We start from the raw sequence: 22,707 nt of genomic DNA on the forward strand, positions 1-22,707 counted from the left end.
ACTCCTTAAGTTTGCTCCAGCGCGGCAGGACGCGGAGCAGGCGGTGTATGCAGACTCTGCTTTGGGACGCGGTCCCAGAGGAAACAGTCCCTGAGCCTTTCCCAACCTCACTCTGAGGAGGCCAGACGCAGGGTGAGGACCGCTTGGACCGACTTCCTCACCTATGCGTGCGGGTGTTGGCGGAACCGCAGCCGGTCGCCGAAGGCCTCCGCTCCCACGAGGTCGGGCTCGAACGTCCCTGAACTCCACAACTCGACGTGCAGGTCAGGTATACCGTGCAGGTCCCGCAGGTCGAGCGCGCCCGGTACCGTCGCCGTCAGCCCCAGGGCCAGCCTTCTCAGGCCGGGGAAGACGCGGCTCAGCTCTCCGGTGTCCCGGTAGTCCCACAGGCCGGTGAGCATCAGCCGCTCGACGCGGGGCAGCGGGTCCACGGGCTGGAGTTCGCGGAGTGAGTCGATGCCCAGCGCGATACGGGTGAGCCGGGGAGCGTTGCGCGCGGAGCGGAGGAGCCAAAGCGGGTTCCGGCAGTACCCCTGGACCGTCAGGGTTCGCAGATTCGGCCAGGCCTCCAGCTCTCCGAGCCATCCGACGATCTCGATGCCCGCTTCCAGGTGGCGTACGTCCGGATGCGGGTCGATGCCTCCCCGGATGGCTCCGGTGAGTCGGAGCGCCGTCAGGCGGAGGTCCCGCATGGCGGAGAAGTCCCACAGGGCCGGGCAGTCCTGCAGTTCGAGGGCGCTCAGATCGGGTCGGCCGCGCAGGAAGTCGAGGCTCTCGATCGCCTCGTTGTCCCAGATCGCCAGAGATTCGAGGTACCGCGCCGGGAGTCGGGCGTTCAGTTCCTCCGCCACGTACGAACCGCGCACGGTGAGCTTGGCAACGGACCCCAGGCGAGACAGTCGTAGGAACTGTGCTGGCTTGTCGACCAGCAGGTCGGGCAGGTGGGCACCGTCCAGGACCTCGTCGACGTACTCCTCCAGCGGGTGCAGGTCCCAGGCCCTGGCCACCTCGCCGCGGACGGCGGGATCCGGATGCGCCGCGCACTGTCTCAGCTTCTGCCGGGCCCTGGCGCTGCGTACTCGGCCGAGGAGCCGTACGGTGTTCAGGGCCACGCGATCGCGCAGCCGTTCCGCGTCGGGTAGTAGCCCCACGACCCAGTCGCCCAGCCCTGCGAGGTCCTCGACCTCCTCACGGTCCCGGGGCGGCATGAGGGAGCCGACCCGGTCCTTCACCATCTCCATCAGACCGGAGTTGAGCGACTGGACGTTGAGCGCGCACCGCGCGGCCAGGGCGTAGAGGCGGTACTGCTCGCCGCGGTGCTCGGCGGCGTCCCCGCGGCCGATCAGGTCAGTGATGAGATGGCCGGCGGCTGGACGGGCCGCGTGCCCGGCGGCGAGCACGATCAGGTCCTGCCAGTACTCGCTGAGTGCGTGCTGCGGGAGTTCTTCCAGGTATCCGCTCTCGTGGAACTCCTTGGCCGCCAGGAAGTCCTGAAACGTACGGTGGATGAACTGGATCGCGTCGCCTGCTCGTTCCTGGAGCAGCCCGCTGCGGTCGAGCAGGAAGCGCAGGATCTTCTCGGGCGACCCGTGCTCCTGGAGCTGGGGCATGTCCCGCATGGCGAGGGCCAGTTGGCGGACGGCTTGCTCGTGCGTCAGCTGCTGCTGCCCCATGCGGACCAGCCAGATGGCCAGCCGCTGAAGAAGGGTGTGCTGCTCGTCGGAGTCCAGTCTGACGTGATCGGCGTTGAGGACGCCCCGGCCCGCGTCCCGGCCGCCGAGGAGCATGGCGAGCGCGGCCCGGTAGAGCTGCCAGCGGGTGGTGGGCAGCAGCCCCCGGCGACGGCGGTGCAGCGCGCAGATCACGGCACACAGCAGCGGGGTGCGGGCGAGGTCGCGCAGCGCGGGGTTCCGCTCCAGTTGGTGCGCCAGATCCTGTTCCAGGGAGGTGAGGAGCTCGTGTTCCTCGCGGCATTCGAGACGGGCCGCGTTGTGCCAGGCGTGTACGAAGGCGCGGATGTCGTCGTCGCTCATGGGCAGGAGGGTCAGCTCGGCGAAGCCGTCGCCAGTGAGCCATCGCTCCTCGACCGCGTTGGGGCGCACGGTCACCAGGCACCGGGTGCCGGTATACCGGTCCAGGAGGGCGCACAGCCACCGTCGGGCCTCCTCCCGCTCCTCCGCCGGGACCTCGTCCAGGCCGTCCACCAGAAGGAGGCCGCGCTGCGCTTCCAGTACCCGGCGGGACCAGCCGTCGGGTTGACCGTCCGTGCTGACCCGCCCGGCGGACAGGAGCTCCGACACTGTGGGGAAGCGTCCACCGCGCGCGTGCACCTCACGCAGCGGGATGACGAACGGGACCAGGCCGTTCAGTTCGGCGAGATGGTCGCTCAGCGTGCCGTTCGCGGCATGGGCCGCGAGCCACCAGACGAGGGTCGTCTTACCCGCGCCCGCTTCGCCGCGCAGCAGGGCGCGGGGCCGGTCGGTGAGCAGGGACTCGATGCGCTGGGCGCTGTCCCATGCCGGGCCGTGCCGCCGTGGGCCCGGGAACGACGACGGGTAGGCGGCGGCTTCGGCTCGCAGGCTCAGATAGGCGGTGTCGAGGTCCCAGCGGGACTCGCTCCGGCCGAGTTCCTCGATCCCGAAGATCTCCGTCTTGCGGTACTGGGAACTTAGGTCCTTCGCGTACCGGCCCTCGAAGATCTCGTCCTGGGGATCGACTTCGGTGATTGTTTGCAGATGGGCCTGAAGGAACCCCATGGCCCCTTCCCGGATGACGCCCGTCATCGACGCCGCCTCGATCCTGAGGTGGTGCCGCCCCTGAGGCACTTGTGTCACCACACCGAGCAGCACCGAACCGGCGAAGACCGGAGCGCCGGACAGCCCGCTGAGCGGTGAGACCCGGTGCCCTTGCTCGTCGGCGGCCGGCTGGTCCAGTTCGCATGTGAGGGCGCCCTTGATCCGTCCGGCCATGGGCAGCACGGTCACGCGGTACTGGTCGTACTCCAGGTCCTCGCTGTCCTCACCGTAGCGCTGGTTCCTGGGGAAGCCGACGATCTGGCAGTGCGGGAGCGGAGCGTCGGTGCCGAGCTTGCCGAGCCGGAGACGGCCCATGGGCGCGGCGCACTCGAGGCTGATCACGTCGTCGAGGGCGGTCAGCACGGCAACGTCAAGTTTCGGATTCGCCCAGCCGACGTGACAGGGCACCGGCTTGCCTGACGAAGGATGCACCACCTCGACGGTCCCGCTCTCCACGACCACATGCCACGCCGTGAGCACCGTCCGCTGGTCGAGCAGCACCCCGCTCCCCTGCCCATTCCCCCACACCACAACGGCCCGCTCCAGGGCCTGCCCCCCGATCACCGCCCGTCGTCACCCCCGCCGAACCGCCCGGCGCTCCCCCGGCTTTCGTTCCGCACCTTCCACGGCTGCCCAGTGCGCGCGTCAACGGCCTTGAGCGTGACGGCCACCCGATGCGTCCGGGTGGTCCCCCCACCCCCGTCGGCCCCGGCCTCGACCACCCACGCCTTGACCTTGACCCCGCCAGCGGCCTCCTTGCGCAGCTCGACGCTGAACTCCAGCTCGATGTCGCTCACTTCGAAGGTCACGTCCTGCCCGGTCGAACGGGCCGCCGCAGTGGTCAGTTCGTCCCGTACCGCCTGCACGGCGTCGGCCAAGTGGATCCGGTTGTCCGTCATGTGCCCTACGTTAGAGAGATGTTGGCGGACGCCGCCATCGGTTCACGCCAAACGCCGTGGCCAGGAGGGGTCCCGGCACGGGCGGCGGTAAGCCTCCCGCTCGTGTCCCGAGCTGATGATCACGCATCCACCACGCGTCGCTCAGGCCGAGCCCTGGCCTGGGCCGCGGCGATGCTGCTGGCGTCTGGCGCGGCGACCGCGTGCGGCGCGGACGGGGGGAGTGAAGCAGGCGGTGACGCCACCACTGTCCCTGCCAGCACGACCGGCCGCGCCGCCTCCCCGTCCGGTGCCGTGAAGCCGTCGAGCACCGCACGCCGTGGTCCGCTCACCCTTGCCGAACTGGTCCGGCGTCCCTGCCTCGCGCTGAACGACGAGGACGTCCGCTCCGCCAACCTCCGGATCTTCACCGACGGGACGGAGACGGACTACGGCGACAAGTCCTGCCAGTAGGGCGAGGGGAGCGGACTGGTGTCCTTCACGCCGTACGCGTCGAAGGATGAGACGAAGGCCGCGGAGTTCAGCTATCTCGCCAGGAAGAACACCAGCGGCAGCCGGGCGCTGCTGGGCAGCGTCACGGAACACGGCAGAGAGATGTTCGTCCTACTCGTCTCCGTCGGCGCAAACCAGTCCCTCAGGCTCGATGCTCTCCCCGGGGAAGAGAACGTTCCGGTCCCGGACGGTCAGACTCTGGCCACCGATTTCGCGAAGGCGATCCTGGCCAACCTCCGGTGAGGACCGGATGGAAAAGGCTCCCTGGCCTCAACGATCGGGCAGTAGCCGAATTCGGCTGACTGATCGTGAGCGGACAGGCCGACCCTGCCCTGCTCATCCGGTTTGTCGGAGCCCATGGTTAACATCCTGCGGTGATCATAGACCGTAACGCCCGTGTCGTCCCTCCCCGCTACCATGATCGTGAGGTACGCGCGCTGATGGGCGACGCATTGGGAAAGGCTGACCAAGCCGACCTTCTCGCCGCCTACTTGTGGGTGCAGGAAGGGGTGATGGGTAGACGAGGCCACTCCGATTTGGAGAGCATGAGAGACGGCCTACTCAGAGATATTGAAACGCTCCGGAAGTTCAAGTCCGACCCTGAGTTCCAGGGGTTGTCGTGGGAGTGCACACGAGCCGAACTCGACGCGGCGTTCGACAGTGCCAGCGTCGCTATTGGTGAGGAAGTCGCTCATCTTGAAGAAGCGCTGCGGGTTTCAGCTGAGGCCCTTGAGAGCTTGCGCCGTCTGCCCAACGAGGATCTGGCGCCTCGATACGTGCCGGGTAGCAACAACTCCCCGCTGAACACGATCATCGAGTGTAGGAACCAAATCGAGCCGCTCAACAAGCGGCACAGTGTCCTTGTCGCCGACTTGATAGCGGAGGTCGACCGTCTGGCCGACCTTGATAGTCGACGGCTAGGGTTCTCTCAGAGCGACAAGAGCTATACACCGGAGCGCATTCTGCGGTTCGACTCCAAGAATTTCGAGATTCTCGTTGCATGGCTGGCCAACCGGGACGGAATGAAGGTCATCCGGAGGAACGGCGGGGCTGGTGACTTGGGTGCGGACGGCATATTTCTGACGCCGGACGGCCGCCGAGTCGTGGCGCAGTGCAAGCAGACCAACACCCTGCCCGGACGGGCCATCGGGAGCGAGCCTGTCCAACGGTTCAATGGAACGGCTCGGCCAGTACACGAGGCTGACATCGCCGTGATGGTCACGAATGGGACCTTTTCCAAACCGGCCCGCGATTTCGCCAGTGATCACGCGATCCACCTCGTGGACGCCGAAAAGCTGCGGAAATGGGCTACTTGGGGAGATTCGTTCTACGAAGTCGTGGGCATCGCTCCCCCCTCTGCCGCTGTCGGCGCTGCGGCCTGACCATGTGCCCTACCTGACGAGTTCGTGCACGGTAGGCGGTGAAGCGTCGAACTCCTGATCGTCGATCATGGTCGTGTGGTGGGGAACGCGTCTCGTGTAGCGATCATCAACGACCGGAGGGTCACGAGCCTGTCGGCCGAGGTGATCGCTGAACTCGTGGCCGAGCTGGGCCCGTTGTGGCAGGAACGGCATCAGGCCAGGCTTGCGTCCAGGCAGCGGAAGCGGGCGATCGGCGCCGGAGCGAAGCACCGGCTGGTCTTCGTCGACCGGCTCCTGGCCACCCTCGTGCACCTCCGCCACGGGGCCACACACGACGTGCTCGCCTGCTGGTTCGGCGTGGACCGCTCCATCATCACCCGCGACGCCGTCGGCGAGGTGCGGCCCCTGCTCGCCGAGCGAGGAGGCCAGTCTTCGATCCGAAAGCTCCTGACAAAGGCTCAGTGCTGCTGCTGCGTCCGACTGGCGGATGGGGAACGCCCGTTGGATTGCATTTCATTGGCAATTATGACGTGTTCATTATCACTTTGTTGTTGGGGGCTGTGTGAACCTCTTGTAGGTGCTCTGTGTGCATGCTTATAAATCCTCCTACTTTTGATCACTGAGTGGGGGGTTCCGTGCGTCCGGCACGTCCGCTTGTCGTTGCTGTTGCCTTCGTGCTGGCCGTATTGGCCGGAACCGAGCATGTTGCCCTGGCCGCCAGCCGGTTGACGGGTGGCTCCGCTTCGGACGCCCCTGACCAGTTGTGGGGTACTGCCGACGGGCGCGGGCACGCCGCATCTGCGGAAACGACGGACGCCGCCGCCAAGGGCGGCAACGACGGGCCGCTCAAGGGCCGCGGCGAACTTCCGGTCGCGGGCGGGGCTGGGGCGACCGAGCTGGGCGCTACGCCGAAGCCGCCGGAGCCGGGACCGGTGAAGCAGGTGGCGGCGCCCGACGCGCCCGCCGCCGACGGCTTCGACGTCGAGGACAGCAAGGAGGTCAAGGACAAGCGCAAGGAACGGGAACGCACGTTCCTGAACGAGGACGGCACCTACACCACGCGCTTCTACAGCGAGCCCGTCAACTTCCGTGCGGAGGACGGGAGCTGGAAGGACATCGACACCACGCTCGTGCCCCAGGAGGAGTCCGGCCCGAAGACGATGAGCGCCGAGGAGGGGGACTGGGAGACCAACTCCACCGAGACGCCGATCGAGTTCGCCGGGTCGGCCGACGGCGACCCCTTGGTGCGCATGCAGGTCGGTGACGGGCTGTCCATCGGGTACGCCGTCGACGGCGCGAGCGCCGCCGCCGGACAGGCCGACGGCAGTGTCATCACCTACCCGGACGTACGCCGCGACGCCGATCTGGAGCTCATCTCCGGCAGCGACTCGGTGAAGGAGACGCTGGTCCTCAAGGACGCGGACGCACCCACCACTTGGCGTTTCCCGCTGGAACTCCGGGGGCTGACCGCGCAGATCGACGAGCACGGGAGTGTGGTGTTCGCCGATGCCAACGGCAACAGGCGCGCTTGGATGCCCGCCGGGTGGATGCAGGACTCGAACCTCGCCGAGGACGCCAACGAGGGCGCCATATCCTCCGGCGTCACCTTCGGCCTGGACGAGGCGAGCGGTCGTCAGGTGCTGGTCGTGAAGCTGGACGAGGAGTGGCTGTCGGCTCCGGAGCGGGTCTTCCCCGTGCGTGTCGACCCGTCGGTCAAGTCGTTCGACTCCACCTCGGGGACCTACGTGCAGTCCCCGTACAACCAGAACTTCTCCAGCGACACGGTGCTCAAGGTGGGCACGTACGACGGTGGCAGCCACAAGGCCGCGGCCTTCCTGAGGTTCACCGGTGTGGAGAGCACGCTGAAGAACGCGTGGGTGCTCAACACCAACCTCGCGCTCTACAACACCTGGTCGCAGTCATGCACCGCCCGCCCGGTGACGATCCACCCCATCACCTCGAACTGGTCGGAGTCCACGACCACCAAGTACCCGGGCCCGTCGACCGGTTCGTCGCTGGCGTCGAAGAGCTTCGCGCACGGCTGGCGCCCGTCGGGCACGGAGACGTGGTCGTGTGGTCCGGCCTGGGAGAGCATCAAGCTCGGTTCGGCCGGTCGCAAGCTGGTCAACGACTGGACACACGCGCGCAAGAAGAACTACGGCCTGGCCGTGAAGGCGTCCACGAGTGACTCCAAGGGCTGGAAGCAGTTCGGCTCGGACGACTACCCGAACGGTAAGCCCAGTCTGGACGTGACCTGGACGAAGTACGGCGCCACCTACACGATGGGTGACTTCACCGCTCCGGTGACCGCCACCTCCCAGGGCGTGCAGAAGCTCACCATCAAGAACCAGGGCCAGGAGACATGGCCCAAGGGCGGCGACTACAAGCTCCGCTACAACCTGTACGACTCCAAAGGCAAAGAGATCGAGGACAGCGACAAGATCGCGTACACGGAGATGCCGGAGGCGGTCTCGCCCGGCGAGAGCGTGACCGTGGATGCGAAGATCGCACCTCTTGCGCCCGCCACGTACACCTTGCAGTGGACGATGACGGACTACGGCGTGAGCCGTTTCACCACCGCCGGTGTTCCCGGGCCCGCCATCAAGTTCTCCGCGGTGAACCTGCCGCCGCAGCTGACCGCTGAGTCACCGGGCAGCGGGGCGGTCGTGGACACCTTGACCCCGACTCTGTGGGCCAAGGGCAAGGACATCGACGGTTATCCCAAGGCCACGCTGCACTACACCTTCGAGGTCTGCGAGGTCGAGGGCAGTGACCTCCGCAAGAATTGCAAGAAGGGCACGCGCAGCGACGAGACACAGTGGACGGTGCCGTCCGGCTGGCTGTCCTGGGGCAAGACCTATGCCTGGTACGCGTACGCGTACGACGGTGACGAGACCTCCGCGCGGCCGGGCGCTGCGCTGATCAGCACCGAGGTGTCGCAGCCGACCGTGACCAGCCATCTGGGCGGCGCGGACAGCGGCAAGGAGATCGGTACCCGCGCGGGCAACTACGTCACCGCCGCCACGGACGCGGCGATCACCACTGTGGGTCCGGAGCTGGCAGTCACCCGTACCTACAACTCCCTCGACCCGCGCTCAGACGGCGCGTTCGGCTCCGGCTGGTCCACCCGCTGGGACATGCGGCTGCGCCAGGAGGCCGAGACCGGAATGGTCCTGGTGACCCTTGCCGACGGTTCTCAGGTGCGCTTCGGCAAGAACGCCGACGGAACCTACGCCGGTCCGGCAGGCGGTGCACTCACCCTGCAGAACCAGGGCGGGGCGTGGCAGCTGCGGGAACGGTCGGGCAGTGTCTACCACTTCATGGCCGGCGGTGTACTTTCCCGGATCGTCGACTCCGCGGGGCGCGGTCAGAAGGTCCAGCACCTGACCGAGACCGGCGGTCCCGTCACCAAGGTCACCGACGAACTCTCCGGGCGTTCTCTGAGCTTCACCTGGTCCGGCAACCACGTCGACACCGTAACCACGAGCGGGGTCGGCCCCGACGCCCCCGGCCTGACCTGGTCGTACTCCTACGACGGCGACCGCCTGACCAAGGTGTGCCCGCCCTCCTCCTCCACCAAGTGCACCCAGTACGCGTACGACACCGGGTCGGTCTACCGGAGCGGTGTCCTGGACGCCTCCCCGACCTCCTACTGGCGGCTCGGCGAGAGCGAGGGCGCCACGGCGGCCAGCGATGCCCCCTCGCGCACCGGCCTGAACGACGCCACCCACCGGGACGTGACACTGGGGGGTGCCTCGGCGATCGCGGGAACCACCGACACCTCGGGCGGCTTCGACGGAGTCGACTCCGTGGTCGAGTTGCCGTCGGACACCCTGCAGTCGACGGCGTACCCGACGATCGAGCTCTGGTTCAAGACGACCAAGGCCACCGCTGTCCTGGTCGGCTTCCAGGACGAGCAGCTCGGAGACAAGCCGTCCTCCTACCGCCCGGTCCTGAACATCGACGAGGCCGGCAAGCTGCGCGGTGAGTTCCGACGGGTCGGCGTCACCGGCGCGACCGGACCGATCACCTCCACCGCGGCCGTCACGGACGGAGTCTGGCACCACGCCGTGCTCACCGCGTCCGCGACCGGACAGACGCTGTACCTGGACGGCAAGAAGGCCGGCTCGATCGCGGGCGCGGTGGCCGACCAGTCCCGTGACTACGCCTACCTGGGCGCCGGATACGCCAGTGACAGCTGGATGGGCGTGGCCACCGGCGAGTACCGCTTCGCCGGGCAGATGGACGAAGTCGCCCTCTACTCCCACCCGTTGAACGCCGCGACGGTCGCCGAGCACTACGCGGCCCGCACCGCGGTTGGTCAGATCAGCAAGGTCACGCTGCCGTCGGGCCGGGTCCACGCCACAGCCGTGTACGACTCCGGCTCCGGACGGCTGAAGGAGCACAGGGACGCCAATGGCGGTACGTGGACGGTCTCCGCGCCCTCGTATTCCAATGCCTCGTCCTCCTACGCGCAGATGATCCAGGGCGGTGGAGCCACCGGCTACTGGCGGCTCGGTGAACGCAGCGGAGCCGAGGCCGCCAGCCCGCTCGGCGAGGAGCTGAACGGCAGCTACCTGGACGGGGCACGCCCCGGCAGCCCGGGCATCTTCACCAGTGGTGACGACACCTCCGCCGAGTTCGACGGCAGCGGAGCCGTGGAGGTGCCCACCGAGTCACTCGGTACCGGGACCGAGATGGCGGTGGAGCTGTGGTTCCGGACCACGGAACCCGGTGTCCTCGCCACCATGCAGAACGCCGAGTTCGGCGAGACCCCCACCGGCTGGCGGCCCATGCTGGTGATCGACGCCGACGGCAAGCTGCGCGGCAAGTTCTCACCGGACGCGACCAGCATCCTGTCCAGGTCGGTGGTCACCGACGGCAAGTGGCACCACGTCGTCCTCACCGGCAACTCCGGTGCGCAGGCCCTTTACATCGACGGCGTCACCCAGGGCCACAACCAGACGGGTGTCCCCACGGTCCGTCACCCCCATGTCCTCATCGGCGGTGGCTACGCCTCGACCAGCTGGGACGGCCAGGCCGGCGGATACCGCAACTTCACCGGGCAGATCGACGAGGTCGCCTTCTACGACAAGACCATCATCCCGTTCACCCAGGTCGGCTCCACATGGCTCCCCGTATGGGGGCGGTCGAGCACGCCTGCCGCGCATTTCCAGGCGCGTAAGGACCTGACCAGCGGCAGCGACGCCCAGTACCGGAACGTGGCTGTCGCGGACACGCCGGCCGCCTACTGGCGGCTCGGCGAGGAGTCCGGTACCGCTCTGCGGAGCGAACTCGGCGGCTCAGACGCGACCGCGACCTTCCGCCCGGACACCGACGCGGCGGACACCGGGCTGGACGCGGACGGAATCTTCGGCCCCTCCGGCAGCAGCGCGCTGGGCGCGGGCGGCACGACCTACACCGAACTGCCCGGATCGCTGCTCGCGGGCTCCACCGAACTCGCCGTGGAGCTGTGGTTCAACACCTCCCTGCCCACCGGTGTCCTGCTCGGATTCCAGGACGCGCCGATCGACCAGGTCCCCGGCTCGTTCCGTCCGGTCCTCAACATCGACGAGGCCGGCAAGCTGCGCGGTGAGTTCCGCCGGGCCGGCGTCACCGGCGCCACCGGTCCCATCACCACCACCCAGGCCGTGACCGACGGCTCATGGCATCACGTGGTGCTCAGCGCCGACGCCACCGCCCAGACCATGTACCTCGACGGCGTCAAGGTCGGCTCGATCACCGGCGCCGTCTCCGACCAGTCCCGTCCGTACGCCTACCTGGGTGCCGGATACGCCAGCGAGAGCTGGATGGGCGTGGACCCGGACCCGTACTACTACCAGGGCACCCTCGACGAGGTCGCCCTGTACCGCCACCCGCTCACCGCCGAGCAGGTCTCCGCCCACTACCGGGCGCAGGCCGAGCCCGCCGACTCCACGCTGACCAGCACGGTGAAGGTGACCGACCCGAAGCAGAAGACCAGCTCGGCGACCTACGACGCGCTGCGCGGCCAGCGGGTTCTGTCACGGACCGACGCGGCCGGCGCGGTCACCGGCTACGCCTATGACACCGGCGGCAACCTGCACACCGTCACCGACCCCAACGGCCACGCCACGATCACCGGGCACGACAAGCGCGGCAACACGGTGTCGACCACCACGTGCCGGGACGCCGACTCCTGCTGGACGTCGTTCACCTCGTACCACGTCAACGAGGCCGACCCTCTCGACCTGCGCAACGACAAGCCGCTGACCGTCCGCGACCAGCGCTCCAAGGACCACAAGGACGACCGCTACCGGACCTCGTTCACCTACAACTCCCTGGGCCTGCCCACCAGCACGGTCCGCGCCGACAGCAGTACCTCGACGACGACGTACACGGCCGGTACCGAGACCGCCGTCGGCGGCGGCACCGCCCCGGCGGGCCTGCTCTCCACACAGACCACCCCCGGCGGGTCCGTCACCGCGAACCACTACTACGCCAACGGCGACCTGGCCGAGGTGACCTCACCGTCCGGGCTCGTCACCAAGTACACGTACGACGGGCTGGGCCGCAAGCTCTCCGAGACCCAGGTCTCCGACACCTACCCGAACGGCGTGGCGACGACCTACGCCTACGACAAGGCCTCGCACGTCGTCACCGAGACCGGCGCCGGCGTGAAGAACGAGATCACCGGCACCACCCACACCGCCCAGATCAAGCGCGCCTACGACGAGGACGGCAAACTGCTGTCCGAAACCGTCAAGGACACCACCGGCGGCGACACCGAGCGCGTGACGGCGTACCACTACGACGAGTACGGGCTGAACGACAGCGTCACCGACGCCGAGCTGAACACGACCCGGTTCGAGCACGATGAGCTGGGCCGCGTCGACAGCATGATCGACCCCGCCGGGTCCCATTACACGTACACCTACACCGCGAACGGCCTGCACGCCGAGACGGTTCTCGACGACTGGCGGGGGGACCCCTCCGGCACGCTCCGCGACCTCGTCGTGGTCTCCAACGCCTACGATCCGGCCGGCCGCCTCGCCTCCACCACGGACGCGATGGGCGCGACCACCGCGTACACCTACTTCGACGACGGTCTGGCGGCCACGACCACGGCCAAGCAGGTCACCCAGTCCGACGGCAGCAAGCGCGACATCGTTCTGGAGAGCAACACCTACGATGCCGCAGGCCACCTGACCAAGCAGATCACCGGCGGCGGGAAGACCACACAGACGTTCACCGTCGACGCGCTCGGCCGCACCGAGCGCAGCGTGCTGGATCCCGGCGGCCTGGACCGCGTCACGACCCTCGCCTACGACGGAGACGACCGGGTCGAGCAGCAGACACAGACCATCGCCGGCGACAAGAAGCTCACCACGACGTCCGAGTACGACCCCGCGGGCAATGTGAAGAAGCGGACCGTCACCGACGGCGCCAGCACCCATATCACCACCCACACCTACGACAGACGCGGTCTGCAGCTGACCTCGGTCAGCCCGCGCGGCAACGCATCGGGGGCGACGGCCTCCGCGTTCACCACGACCTACCGGTACGACGAGCTGGGGCGCCTGGTCCAGGAGACCGCGCCGCAGGTCCAGGCCGAGGAGAACGGCGCAGCCGCCACGGCGGTGCAGCCCGTGACCCGCACCGGCTACAACACCTTCGGCGACGCCACCGAAGTCAAGGACGCCCGGGGCCAGATCACCAGCTCCGAGGTCGACCAACTCGGCCGTACGGCCGCGGTCACCCTGCCCGGCTACACCCCGCCGGGCGGCACCGAGCTCACCGCGACCACCCGCACCACGTACAACACGCTCGGCCTCCAGGAGTCGGTCACCGACGCGCTGGGCCGGGTCACCAGCTACGACTACGACCAGTTCGGCCGGGTGATCAGTAAGACCGACCCTCCGGCCAACGCCCTCACGGCGCTGCTGGAGGGCGGCAGCTCCGAGATCCAGGTCGGCCCGACGACCGCCGCCAACGGCGGCGGGATCACCGCCTACACCTGGACGCCCACCGGCCTCCAACTGTCGGCGACCGATGCGACCGGAGCCCGCACCGAGGCCACGTACGACGAACTCGGCCGGCAGCTGACCGCGACTACCGTCGAGCGCTACCCGACCACCCAGAACCTGACCACCCGCTACACGTGGGACGACGCGGGCAACCAGACCGCGTCGAGGACACCCGCCGGACGGATCACGTCGGCCATTTACAACCCGGCGGCAGAGGTCACGTCGGTGAGCGACTCGGCCGGCACCACGCGATACGGGTACGACGGCCTCGGCCGCCAGACCGAACTCGTGGACGCCACCGATCGCAAGACCAGCACCACGTACAACGCCCTCGGAGCCGTCACCGCCACGACCGACTACGGCGCGGGCAGCACCGCCCTGCGCACGGTCGGCCAGGAGTACGACGCCGACGGCAACCGCACCGCGGTGGTCTCCGCCGAGAAGCAGACGCGAACGACGTACACGTACGACGCGCTGGGCCGGATGACCAAGCAGGTGGAGCCGGTCACGTCCACCAAGTCGATCACCACGGCCTTTGGCTACGACGCGGCGGGCAACCGCACGCGTCTCACCGACGGTCGCACCAACGCGACGATCTACACCTTCAACAGCTGGGGCCTGCCCGAGTCCACGATCGAGCCCGCCACGACGGCCACCCCTGACGTGTCGGACCGCACCTGGACCACGGTCTACGACAAGGCCGGACAGCCCGTCACCGAGCTGCTGCCGGGTGGCGTCCAGCGCGAGCGCACCTACGACGGTCTGGGCCGACTGACCGCTGAGACCGGCTCCGGCGCGGAGGCGGCCACCACCGCCCGCACCCTGGAGTACGACCTGGCCGGCCGCCTCACCGTCGTCGGTGCGGCAGGCGGCGCCACGCAGAACACCTACACCTACAACGACCGTGGTCAACTGCTGACCGCGGCCGGTGCCGGCGGCGCCGCCGGCTACGCCTACGACGGCGACGGCAACATGACCTACCGCGAGACCGAGGCCGGCAACACCGACTACGGCTACGACAGCGCCGGCCGCCTCGACCGGGCCTGGGACTCCATCACGGGCAATGACATCTGGTACGACTTCGACGCCGCCGGACGCCCGAAGCTGGAGCGCTACACGGTCAAGCCGGCCGGCTCCACGACCTGGACGGAGTCGACCCGCCGCACCTACGACTACGACGACCTCGGCCGTCTCAGCAGTGACAAGGTCACCCTGCCGGACGGCACGGGCAGCATCGCCTCGACCGACTACACCTACGACCTCGACAACCGACTGAAGACCAAAGAGACCACCGGTACTGCCGGTGCCGCGGACAACTCCTACGGCTACGACGACGCGGGCCGCCTGACCTCCTGGGCGAACGGCACCACCACGACGTCGTACGAGTGGGACGACTCCGGCAACCGCACCAAGGCCGGCTCCGCCTCCGCGACCTTCGACGCCCGCAACCGCCAACTGACGGACGGCGCGAAGACGTTCACGTACACCCCGCGCGGCACCCTCGCCTCCGTGAACAACGGCAGCGGTACGACGCGGACCCTGACCTCCGACGCCTTCGAACGTAAGATCACCGACAGCGGCGTCACCTACTCCTACGACTCCCTCGACCGCGTCCAGACCCGAGGCACGACGACCTTCGCCTACGACGGAGGTTCCAACAACCTCGCCACCGACGGCACCAGCAAGTACAACCGCACCCCCGCAGGCTCCCCCCTCTCCACCTCCACCGGCACCACCAAGCAGTGGGCCCTGACCGACCAACACACCGACCTCGTCGCCGGCCTCACCCCCGACGGCACCGCGGTCAACGGCTCCACCGCCTACGACCCCTTCGGCACCGAGACCGCCACCAACGGCACCACCCCCGCCGTCGGCTACCAGTCCGGCTACACCGACCCCACCTCCGCCGACGTCAACATGGCCGCCCGCTGGTACCAGCCGGGCACGGGCTCCTTCGGCTCCCGGGACACCTGGCAGCTGGACCCGACGCCGTCGGTGCAGGCCAACCGGTACGGGTACGCCAACGGCACACCGCTGAACGCGACCGACCCCACCGGACACTTCCCGGTGTGCTGGACGATCACGGGCGCGGTGGCGTGCGGGACGATCCTCGGCATCAACGCCGCGGTCGGCTACGCGCTCACCAACTGGCTGAGTTCGTCGGGCGGCGGTTCGTGGGGAGGACTGGGGCACGACTACTCCGGCAGCCTCGCGGACTCCCTCAGGAACCAGTCCCGCAACTTCTCCGGCCAACAGCCGGCCGCACGGTCCGCACTCGTCTACACGGGATACGGCTCCGGGGGCGGCACTACGGGGCCCGCCACCCGCAACACCTGCAACGGATACTGCACGACGCAACCGACGAAGCCCCCCAAGCCGCCGATCGACCAGAACCCCAACAACGGCAGCAACCCGGTCACCGCGCCCACCCGCCCGCCAGTGGCACCGATCTGGTTCTCCGGCGCGTGGTCGGTCGCCTCCGGGGCGGGCGTGGCCGCCACGATCACGGCTCAGGCGATGGTCGACCTCGCGGCGATCGCGCTCTTCACGCCGGACACACTGCCCGTGCCCATCGACAACCCTGGCGGTAAGAACGACGGTCGCACGCGAGGCGATGAGCGGTGCGACGTCGGACCTGGTGTCAGCCCGACAGGGCACGCTGTGTATCTGCCTCGTGAGCGCTACTACGACACCTTCGAAGGCCGCTACGAGTGCCGGGCGACGGGCGTGTACGGTCTGCTCGACAGCAGTGACTACAACAAGGGACGCAAGGCGCCGGGTACGAATACCAATGATTCCACTCAGCCACCTGGGATGAATGAGATTCGTTCACAGGGACATGTCCCGGCAAATGGGCATCTCATTCCGGCCGCAGCGTCAGGTTCTGGAATTGACTTGCGGAACCTCGTTGCCGAGTATGAGAAGACGAATCACTCGTACATCAGCTACGGTGTCGAGGCGGACATCAGAAAGTCCATGAAATCGGGCAAGCATCTGGCGATCTCTGTCACTCCGCACTACGGCAACAGCGGCAGCGGTATCCCGACGGAAATTGAGTACAACTACGGAACCGTGGAGGACGGCAACATGAAGCACTGCGTGATCACCCAGTCCCCCACGGGGGGGACGACCCGGGGCAGTGCGGACTGCCCGAGGAGGTGACAGGGATGCCGGAGGGCTATCTCGGACGGGTGCTGGATATGCTCGGTGATCCGCCGATGCGTTACCGGGATCCCGATGCCTGGCGCAAACTGGAGAATGAACTGGGTACGGATCTTCCGGCGGATTACAAGGAGATCGTGGATGCCTTTGCTCCTCTCCATCTGAATCGCCATCTCTATCTTTCTCATCCGGCCACCGAGCGCTGGAATCTGGGCAACTGGATTCGGAGCACGGCCGAGTCCTGGTCGGAGATCGACTGGGACTCGGTGGAACCCGAGGGGGATCCGCGGGCTTCGCTTGGTATCGAAGAGTTGATCTTCGGTACTGCGGGCGGATTGATTCCGATCGCCACTACCGATCGTGGGGATACTATTTTCTTCGCACCCGGAGGAGGGTTCGAGGGTGGAGTGCTGTTCGTGGAAAACGAAGGCGAGTTCTTCGAATACTCCATGACCTTCAGCGAGTGGCTGTACCGCTGGCTCATCGGCGAAGACGTGACAGGCCCGAACAGCAGCGCCTTCTATCCAGGCCCCGTGGCCCTGCAGGACCTGCCCATGACACCGGGTGAGCGTCCTGATAGGCGGTATGGGCCTGATCGTGGAATGTGATCAATAATGCGGTGGGGATGATCCCGTCTACTCGCAGAAATCTATAGGAAGATACCGTGATGCCTGATTCCCTGGAGTTGTTGCTGGGGCAACGGGAGCGGTTTCGGCTGGCCCCGCCGGGCTCGTGGCGCCTCGTCGAGGACTGGATCGGACGGAAACTCCCAGTCGACTATAAGGCGCTCGTGGACGGCTACGGAGACGGCATCCTGTGGAAGCACCTCTTCGTTCCGCACCCCGAGGGGGTGGATCCCCTGCTGAAGTTCATGCAGGAGGAGCAGAGGGATTTTCACGCAGCGTACGAAAATGTCCGCAACATTCCAACGGAAATCCGTGAATCCTGGGACCGCGTTGTTCCGTGGGCGTATCACGATTGGAATGGGGATGTCTGCCTGCTCGTTCCAGGGGCAGGACCCGATCAGTGGGACATTGCCGTAGCGTTTCGTCAATGCCCCGAATTCATGTGGGTCGAGGGTGGCGTTACGGGGTTTCTTCGATTGCTTGTGGAGGAGAGCCGATTTCCCCGCGGGTGGCCGGTGACGGACCTGCAGTGGCAGTCCATGCCGGACAGCCCTCTGGTGTGACAGTTTTGCGAGACCGGAAGGGGGGTGGATGTCTCGTCGGTGGCCGCCCCTTGTCTCCTTACTGTCAGCAGTGATCTTTGAGGATGACGATGCCGCGTGATGTCACCGACTCCGTGACCGGAATGCTGGGGCCGGCGAGGAGCGCGGTCCCCTCTCCGGCCCCGGCCTGGGAGGACCTGGAGAAGGGGTTGGGTGTTCAACTGCCCGACGACTACAAGGCCGCCCTCAAGTGCGTCTACCTGGCCGTCATGAGCTTGGACCCGACCGGCACCGGACGCAAGCGTTGGACGCTGCGCTGGGCAGCCGCACTCAAAGCTTTCGAAATAACCTTCGACGGCCGGATCACCGCCGGACGCCGCTGAAGAAAGCCGACCCAGTTCCACCGTTCGCTACACGGGCCCGTACCTCCCGTTCCTGGCCAGCCCGGTTTTCGGTGTGGCCGATGCCTTCGTCATGTTTGTCGAACCGAGCCGGATCGCGACTCGTGCTCCAGCTGGCCCTGTACGACGGACGGCACCCCAGCCAAGGATCCCGAGGGTCACCGGCCGAAACCTGAGACGCAAAACATTGACGCTTTCCGGATCTGCTCCCCTGGTATGGCCGTCTCGGACCGGGGGGCGTCGGAGGGCTGCTGCGTGAGTCGATTCACGGTACTCGCGGCGGTGCGGGAGCCAGTGCGAGCAACACCCACCCAGCTGGTGGCTCCAGGCCGACGGCCGAAGGGCATTACGAAATCGGCAAGGGTCGCCGCCTCAGCACCGTGATGGTTACCCGGGGTGGCCTGCGGCGTCTTCGACGTGGGTGCCGATGGTCGACCAGACGCGGTCGGCGCGACACGACCGACATCGCACGCTGCGAGGCCACTTCGGCGACAACCCTCCGTGAAGGCTGACGGTTACCCAGACATCTCTGACGCCTCGTCAGCCGTTCAAGATCATCTTGCACGTGTGTTGCACAAGGTGCTGAAAAACAACAATGATCAATGGAGGATCGTGAAGGTGGGTATCGGCAGGTCAACTGGCATGTTGAGGTGTCGTGCCCTTTGCCTCCAAGGGGGCACGACACCGCGCCGATCAGATGTCCCGGAAGATCTCGATCTGCGCACCCACCGTGTTCAGGCGTTCCGCGAGGTCCTCGTAGCCGCGGTTGATGACGTAGACGTTGCGCAGGACGGATGTGCCGTCGGCGGCCATCATCGCGAGGAGGACGACGACGGCGGGGCGGAGGGCGGGCGGGCACATCATCTCGGCGGCGCGCCAGCGGGTGGGGCCCTCGACGAGGACGCGGTGCGGGTCGAGGAGTTGGAGGCGGCCGCCGAGGCGGTTGAGGTCGGTGAGATAGATCGCGCGGTTGTCGTAGACCCAGTCGTGGATGAGGGTCTGGCCCTGCGCGGCGGCGGCGATGGCCGCGAAGAACGGGACGTTGTCGATGTTCAGGCCGGGGAACGGCATGGGGTGGATCTTGTCGATCGGCGCCTGGAGCTTGGAGGGCCGGACGGTGAGGTCCACCAGGCGCGTACGGCCGTTGTCGGCGAAGTACTCCGGAGAGCGGTCGTGGTCGAGACCCATCTCCTCCAGGACCGCCAGCTCGATCTCCAGGAACTCGATCGGCACCCGGCGCACGGTCAGTTCGGACTCCGTGACGACCGCGGCGGCGAGCAGGCTCATCGCCTCGACCGGGTCCTCGGAGGGCGAGTAGTCGACGTCCACGTCGATGTGCGGCACACCGTGCACGGTGAGCGTGGTGGTGCCGATGCCCTCCACCCGTACGCCGAGGGCCTCCAGGAAGAAGCAGAGGTCCTGGACCATGTAGTTGGACGAGGCGTTGCGGATGACGGTCACGCCGTTGTGGCGGGCGGCGGCGAGCAGCGCGTTCTCGGTCACCGTGTCGCCGCGCTCGGTCAGCACGATCGGCCGGCCGGGGGTGACGGACCGGTCCACCTCGGCGTGGTACAGCCCCTCGGTGGCCGTGATGTCGAGGCCGAACCGGCGCAGCGCGATCATGTGCGGCTCGATCGTCCGTGTCCCGAGGTCGCAGCCGCCCGCGTACGGCAGCTTGAAGTGGTCCATGCGGTGCAGCAGCGGACCGAGGAACAGGATGATCGAGCGGGTGCGGCGGGCCGCCGCCGCGTCGATCGCCGCCAGCTCCAGCTCGGCCGGCGGCACGATCTCCAGGTCGACACCGCCGTTGATCCACCGGGTGCGTACGCCGATGGAGCCGAGCACCTCCAGAAGGCGGTACACCTCCTCGATCCGGGCCACCCGGCGCAGCACTGTGCGCCCCTTGTTCAACAAGGTGGCGCACAGCAGCGCGACACACGCGTTCTTGCTGGTCTTCACGTCGATCGAGCCGGAGAGCCGACGCCCGCCGACCACCCGCAGATGCATCGGGCCCGCATACCCCAGCGAGACGATCTCACTGTCGAGGGCTTCACCGATTCGAGCGATCATCTCAAGACTGATGTTTTGATTGCCGCGCTCGATGCGATTGACCGCGCTCTGACTGGTACCGAGAGCTTCCGCCAACTGCGACTGTGTCCAGCCACGGTGCTGTCTTGCGTCACGGATGAGCTTGCCGATGCGTACGAGGTAGTCGTCTGCCATGGGGTCGAGGTTATCTCAGATATGAGATGGTGCCTCTTGGGTGGTCCATTGGGGTGCTGCGAAGGTCCGTTCGGGTGGCGGGCTGTCGGTCGGCCGGTGGGCCACCGGTGAAGCTCAGTGACGCCGGGCGTTACGTGTGCGGCGCCAGCCGAAGGGTCCGGGCAGATCCATCGATGTCGTACGGCGTCCCGTGCTGCTGCGCGTGTGCCGCGGGCCGCTGTGGCCGCCGGTGGTGATGGACCATGAACGCTTGTTGATGTTCAGTCGCACACCCGGCAGGATGCGGAAGCTCTTGCGGAACGTGAGCGGCATATGTGCCTCCTTTCGCCGTGCGACGGGTATCCCTCTTGCCGGTTGGCATGCCGGTTGGGCCTCGGTGGCCCGTCGGCGGGGTGGAGACCCGGTCCCCTGCGAGCCTCCACCTCCCTGTGTTCGCACCCTTATTCCTGCTCGGGCGGATCCATCAGGGCTGTGGCGACATGGGCTTGGGCGCGCTCCACGTAGGCGCGGCTGGCTTCCTGGAAGGTGTCCGTGCGTACCCGCTCGCGTATGTAGTGGTCCATGCCCTCGCGGATCACGGCGTTGGCTGTGGTCTCCTCGACGGCGGCCACCGCGTGGATACGCTGCAGCAACTGGGCCGGGAACCTGACGGAGACGACGACTTGGCGCTCCTTGGCTTCGGTGTGGCTGCTGTTCCGTTCATTCGACACGTGAATCCCTTCAGTGGGGCGTCGGACGTGCCGGACCTCAGGAGGACGAGAGGGCGGGCACGCCTCCCCGGTATGTACTGAGTTGTAATACGGCCATGAGGCACAGTTCGCTCAACTCGGCCAGGGTACATGGCACTTCATGGCTTCCAGAAGTTCTGTAGCTCAGAAGTTCCTTCGGGATTCACGTGCAGATGCACCGTGCAGTTCCAACTGCCCCTAGGTGCTTAAAACTTCACGAAGTGCTGACGTATGCGTCATGTGTGCGACAAGACACCCACACGGGGTACGCTGCGCCGGGAGGGCGCACAAGCGCGGGGGACCTCAGTCACCACCCTTGATCACAGAGGGAGTTGGACCTCAGATGATTCGGCCTGGCACCAGCGGCCACCAGCAGCCCCCCGGCTCCGTTCACGTGGCGACCGTCGTTGCCGAAGCGCTGTGCACCGAACAGCGGAACAGCCTGTACGCGATCCGTCGGCCCGTGGACGTCGACCACGCCCACACGCGACTTCCTGGGTATGACGCCCCCGAAGCCGTACGCGCGCTGCGGGATCCGTACGAATTCGACCCGGGGGCGCACCCGCCCGCAGGTGTTCCGGCCCGGGAGCAGTCCTGGGAGGAGCGGATCGCCGCCTTCCGCGAGCGACTGTTCCGTGTCGCGGAAGCGGCTCTCGGCGGTCTCGGCGAGGAGATGGGCGTTTCGTTCTCGCTGATCGGCGCGGAGGGCAGCCGGGAGGAGCGGAGGGAGCTCTTTCGCAGTCACATCCGGCAGGGGCGCCCCACCGTGTCCATATCGGAGACCGGCTCTTTGGAGGCGCTCCTGGTTCGCGGTGACCCGCGTGCGGCCTCGCTCTCGGTGCTGGTGTGGCTGCCGAAGCCGCCGATGGCCGCCGCGACGGTGACCCTGGAGTCCGCCCTCACCGCCGACTGCACGTCGGCGTACCGCGTGTCGGCCGCGGGGGAGTGGGAGTTGCTGACCGAGGACACGCCCACCGCCACTCCCGGGCCGGGGCATCTCGTCTTCCCCTGGTCGCTGGTGTCCCGTGCCGACCGGCTGGCGAAGGAGTACCCCCACATCGACTTCCAGGAGGAGACGACCTCCGCGATCATCCAGGCCGTCCTCAACCACAGCGTTCCGGCTGCCATCCATCCGTCGGGCGACGTCCTGGACAGCGCCATCCTGCTGGTCGCGGCCGCACACGGGCTCGCGGTCCGGCTGTACGACTCCAAGGGGGCGCCGATGATCCCCTGGGAGGCGAGCAAGCTGCTCCACCAGGCAATACGGGACGGGGAGCCGAGGCTCCCCGGGGTCGTCATCGCCCGTGACGAGTTCACCGCCCAGCGGGTCGCGGCGCTCCTCGGCGACCCCGTTCAGGACGGTGACGACCACTCGGGTGCGCCGCGGAGGCAGTAGTTCCGGGGTCCCGGTTCCCGCTCGGGGAGTCCGGGGCCCCTTCGGCTGGAGGCAAAGCCGCCTGCCGGCGCAGGTCTTC

At 67.5% G+C, this 22,707-nt stretch carries 14 protein-coding genes and 1 pseudogene; 9 read left to right on the forward strand and 6 right to left on the reverse strand.

What is annotated here, in order from left to right; genetic code table 11:
- Positions 1-161: 161 nt before the first annotated feature.
- Together JIX55_RS37655 and JIX55_RS37660 are read right to left on the reverse strand one after the other, a co-directional pair.
- Positions 162-3,359, reverse strand: coding sequence for an NACHT domain-containing protein (locus JIX55_RS37655; RefSeq protein ID WP_257567689.1), 3,198 nt, complete (start codon positions 3,357-3,359; stop codon positions 162-164).
- Positions 3,356-3,694 (reverse strand): trypco2 family protein, encoded by a 339-nt coding sequence (locus JIX55_RS37660; protein WP_257567690.1) that lies wholly within the window; start codon positions 3,692-3,694, stop codon positions 3,356-3,358. Before JIX55_RS37660 ends, JIX55_RS37655 begins: the two co-directional genes overlap by 4 nt.
- A 171-nt stretch (positions 3,695-3,865) precedes the next feature.
- Here JIX55_RS37660 and JIX55_RS37665 point away from each other — a divergent pair, with 171 nt between their 5' ends.
- From JIX55_RS37665 to JIX55_RS37675, 3 genes are all read left to right on the forward strand, one after another.
- Positions 3,866-4,144 carry a hypothetical protein gene (locus JIX55_RS37665; RefSeq protein ID WP_257567691.1) on the forward strand — a complete coding sequence of 93 codons (279 nt, stop codon included), beginning with the start codon at positions 3,866-3,868 and terminating at the stop codon, positions 4,142-4,144.
- An 18-nt stretch (positions 4,145-4,162) separates the two neighbouring features.
- Complete coding sequence (locus tag JIX55_RS37670) at positions 4,163-4,426, forward strand: hypothetical protein (protein ID WP_257567692.1); 264 nt, start codon at positions 4,163-4,165, stop codon at positions 4,424-4,426.
- A gap of 131 nt (positions 4,427-4,557) precedes the next feature.
- On the forward strand, positions 4,558-5,565 hold the full coding sequence (locus JIX55_RS37675) for a restriction endonuclease (protein ID WP_257567693.1): 1,008 nt from the start codon (positions 4,558-4,560) through the stop codon (positions 5,563-5,565).
- Between the two features lie 9 nt (positions 5,566-5,574).
- Here the strand turns inward: JIX55_RS37675 and JIX55_RS51575 are convergent, their stop codons facing one another.
- On the reverse strand, positions 5,575-5,865 hold the full coding sequence (locus JIX55_RS51575) for a hypothetical protein (protein ID WP_443046774.1): 291 nt from the start codon (positions 5,863-5,865) through the stop codon (positions 5,575-5,577).
- Between JIX55_RS51575 and JIX55_RS51580 the strand changes: the two genes are divergently transcribed.
- From JIX55_RS51580 to JIX55_RS37700, 5 genes and pseudogenes are all read left to right on the forward strand, one after another.
- On the forward strand, positions 5,851-6,144 hold the full coding sequence (locus JIX55_RS51580; RefSeq protein WP_443046741.1) for a transposase family protein: 294 nt from the start codon (positions 5,851-5,853) through the stop codon (positions 6,142-6,144). The two genes, JIX55_RS51575 and JIX55_RS51580, sit on opposite strands and share 15 nt — an antisense overlap.
- A gap of 74 nt (positions 6,145-6,218) precedes the next feature.
- Entirely contained in the window at positions 6,219-16,712 is a 10,494-nt protein-coding gene (locus tag JIX55_RS37685; protein WP_257567694.1) for a LamG-like jellyroll fold domain-containing protein, read from the forward strand.
- A gap of 5 nt (positions 16,713-16,717) precedes the next feature.
- Positions 16,718-17,320: an SMI1/KNR4 family protein gene (locus tag JIX55_RS37690; protein WP_257567695.1), complete on the forward strand. Its 603-nt coding sequence runs from the start codon at positions 16,718-16,720 to the stop codon at positions 17,318-17,320.
- Positions 17,321-17,379: 59 nt separating this feature from the next.
- On the forward strand, positions 17,380-17,901 hold the full coding sequence (locus tag JIX55_RS37695; RefSeq protein ID WP_257567696.1) for a hypothetical protein: 522 nt from the start codon (positions 17,380-17,382) through the stop codon (positions 17,899-17,901).
- A 215-nt stretch (positions 17,902-18,116) separates the two neighbouring features.
- Positions 18,117-18,263, forward strand: a pseudogene (locus tag JIX55_RS37700) (IS256 family transposase); the annotation flags it as partial.
- A gap of 711 nt (positions 18,264-18,974) precedes the next feature.
- Here the strand turns inward: JIX55_RS37700 and JIX55_RS37705 are convergent.
- The 3 genes from JIX55_RS37705 to JIX55_RS37715 all read right to left on the reverse strand — a co-directional run bounded on the left by JIX55_RS37705 (position 18,975) and on the right by JIX55_RS37715 (position 21,214).
- Complete coding sequence (locus JIX55_RS37705) at positions 18,975-20,504, reverse strand: helix-turn-helix domain-containing protein (protein ID WP_257567697.1); 1,530 nt, start codon at positions 20,502-20,504, stop codon at positions 18,975-18,977.
- Between the two features lie 114 nt (positions 20,505-20,618).
- Positions 20,619-20,816, reverse strand: coding sequence for a DUF4236 domain-containing protein (locus JIX55_RS37710; RefSeq protein ID WP_257567698.1), 198 nt, complete (start codon positions 20,814-20,816; stop codon positions 20,619-20,621).
- Positions 20,817-20,944: 128 nt separating this feature from the next.
- On the reverse strand, positions 20,945-21,214 hold the full coding sequence (locus tag JIX55_RS37715) for a hypothetical protein (RefSeq protein WP_257567699.1): 270 nt from the start codon (positions 21,212-21,214) through the stop codon (positions 20,945-20,947).
- 412 nt (positions 21,215-21,626) lie between these two features.
- On the opposite strand from JIX55_RS37715, the gene JIX55_RS37720 reads away from it, so the two are divergent.
- Entirely contained in the window at positions 21,627-22,628 is a 1,002-nt protein-coding gene (locus JIX55_RS37720; RefSeq protein WP_257567700.1) for a hypothetical protein, read from the forward strand.
- The last annotated feature ends 79 nt before the right edge of the window (positions 22,629-22,707 follow it).

The organism is Streptomyces sp. DSM 40750 (assembly GCF_024612035.1).
GTDB lineage: Bacteria > Actinomycetota > Actinomycetes > Streptomycetales > Streptomycetaceae > Streptomyces.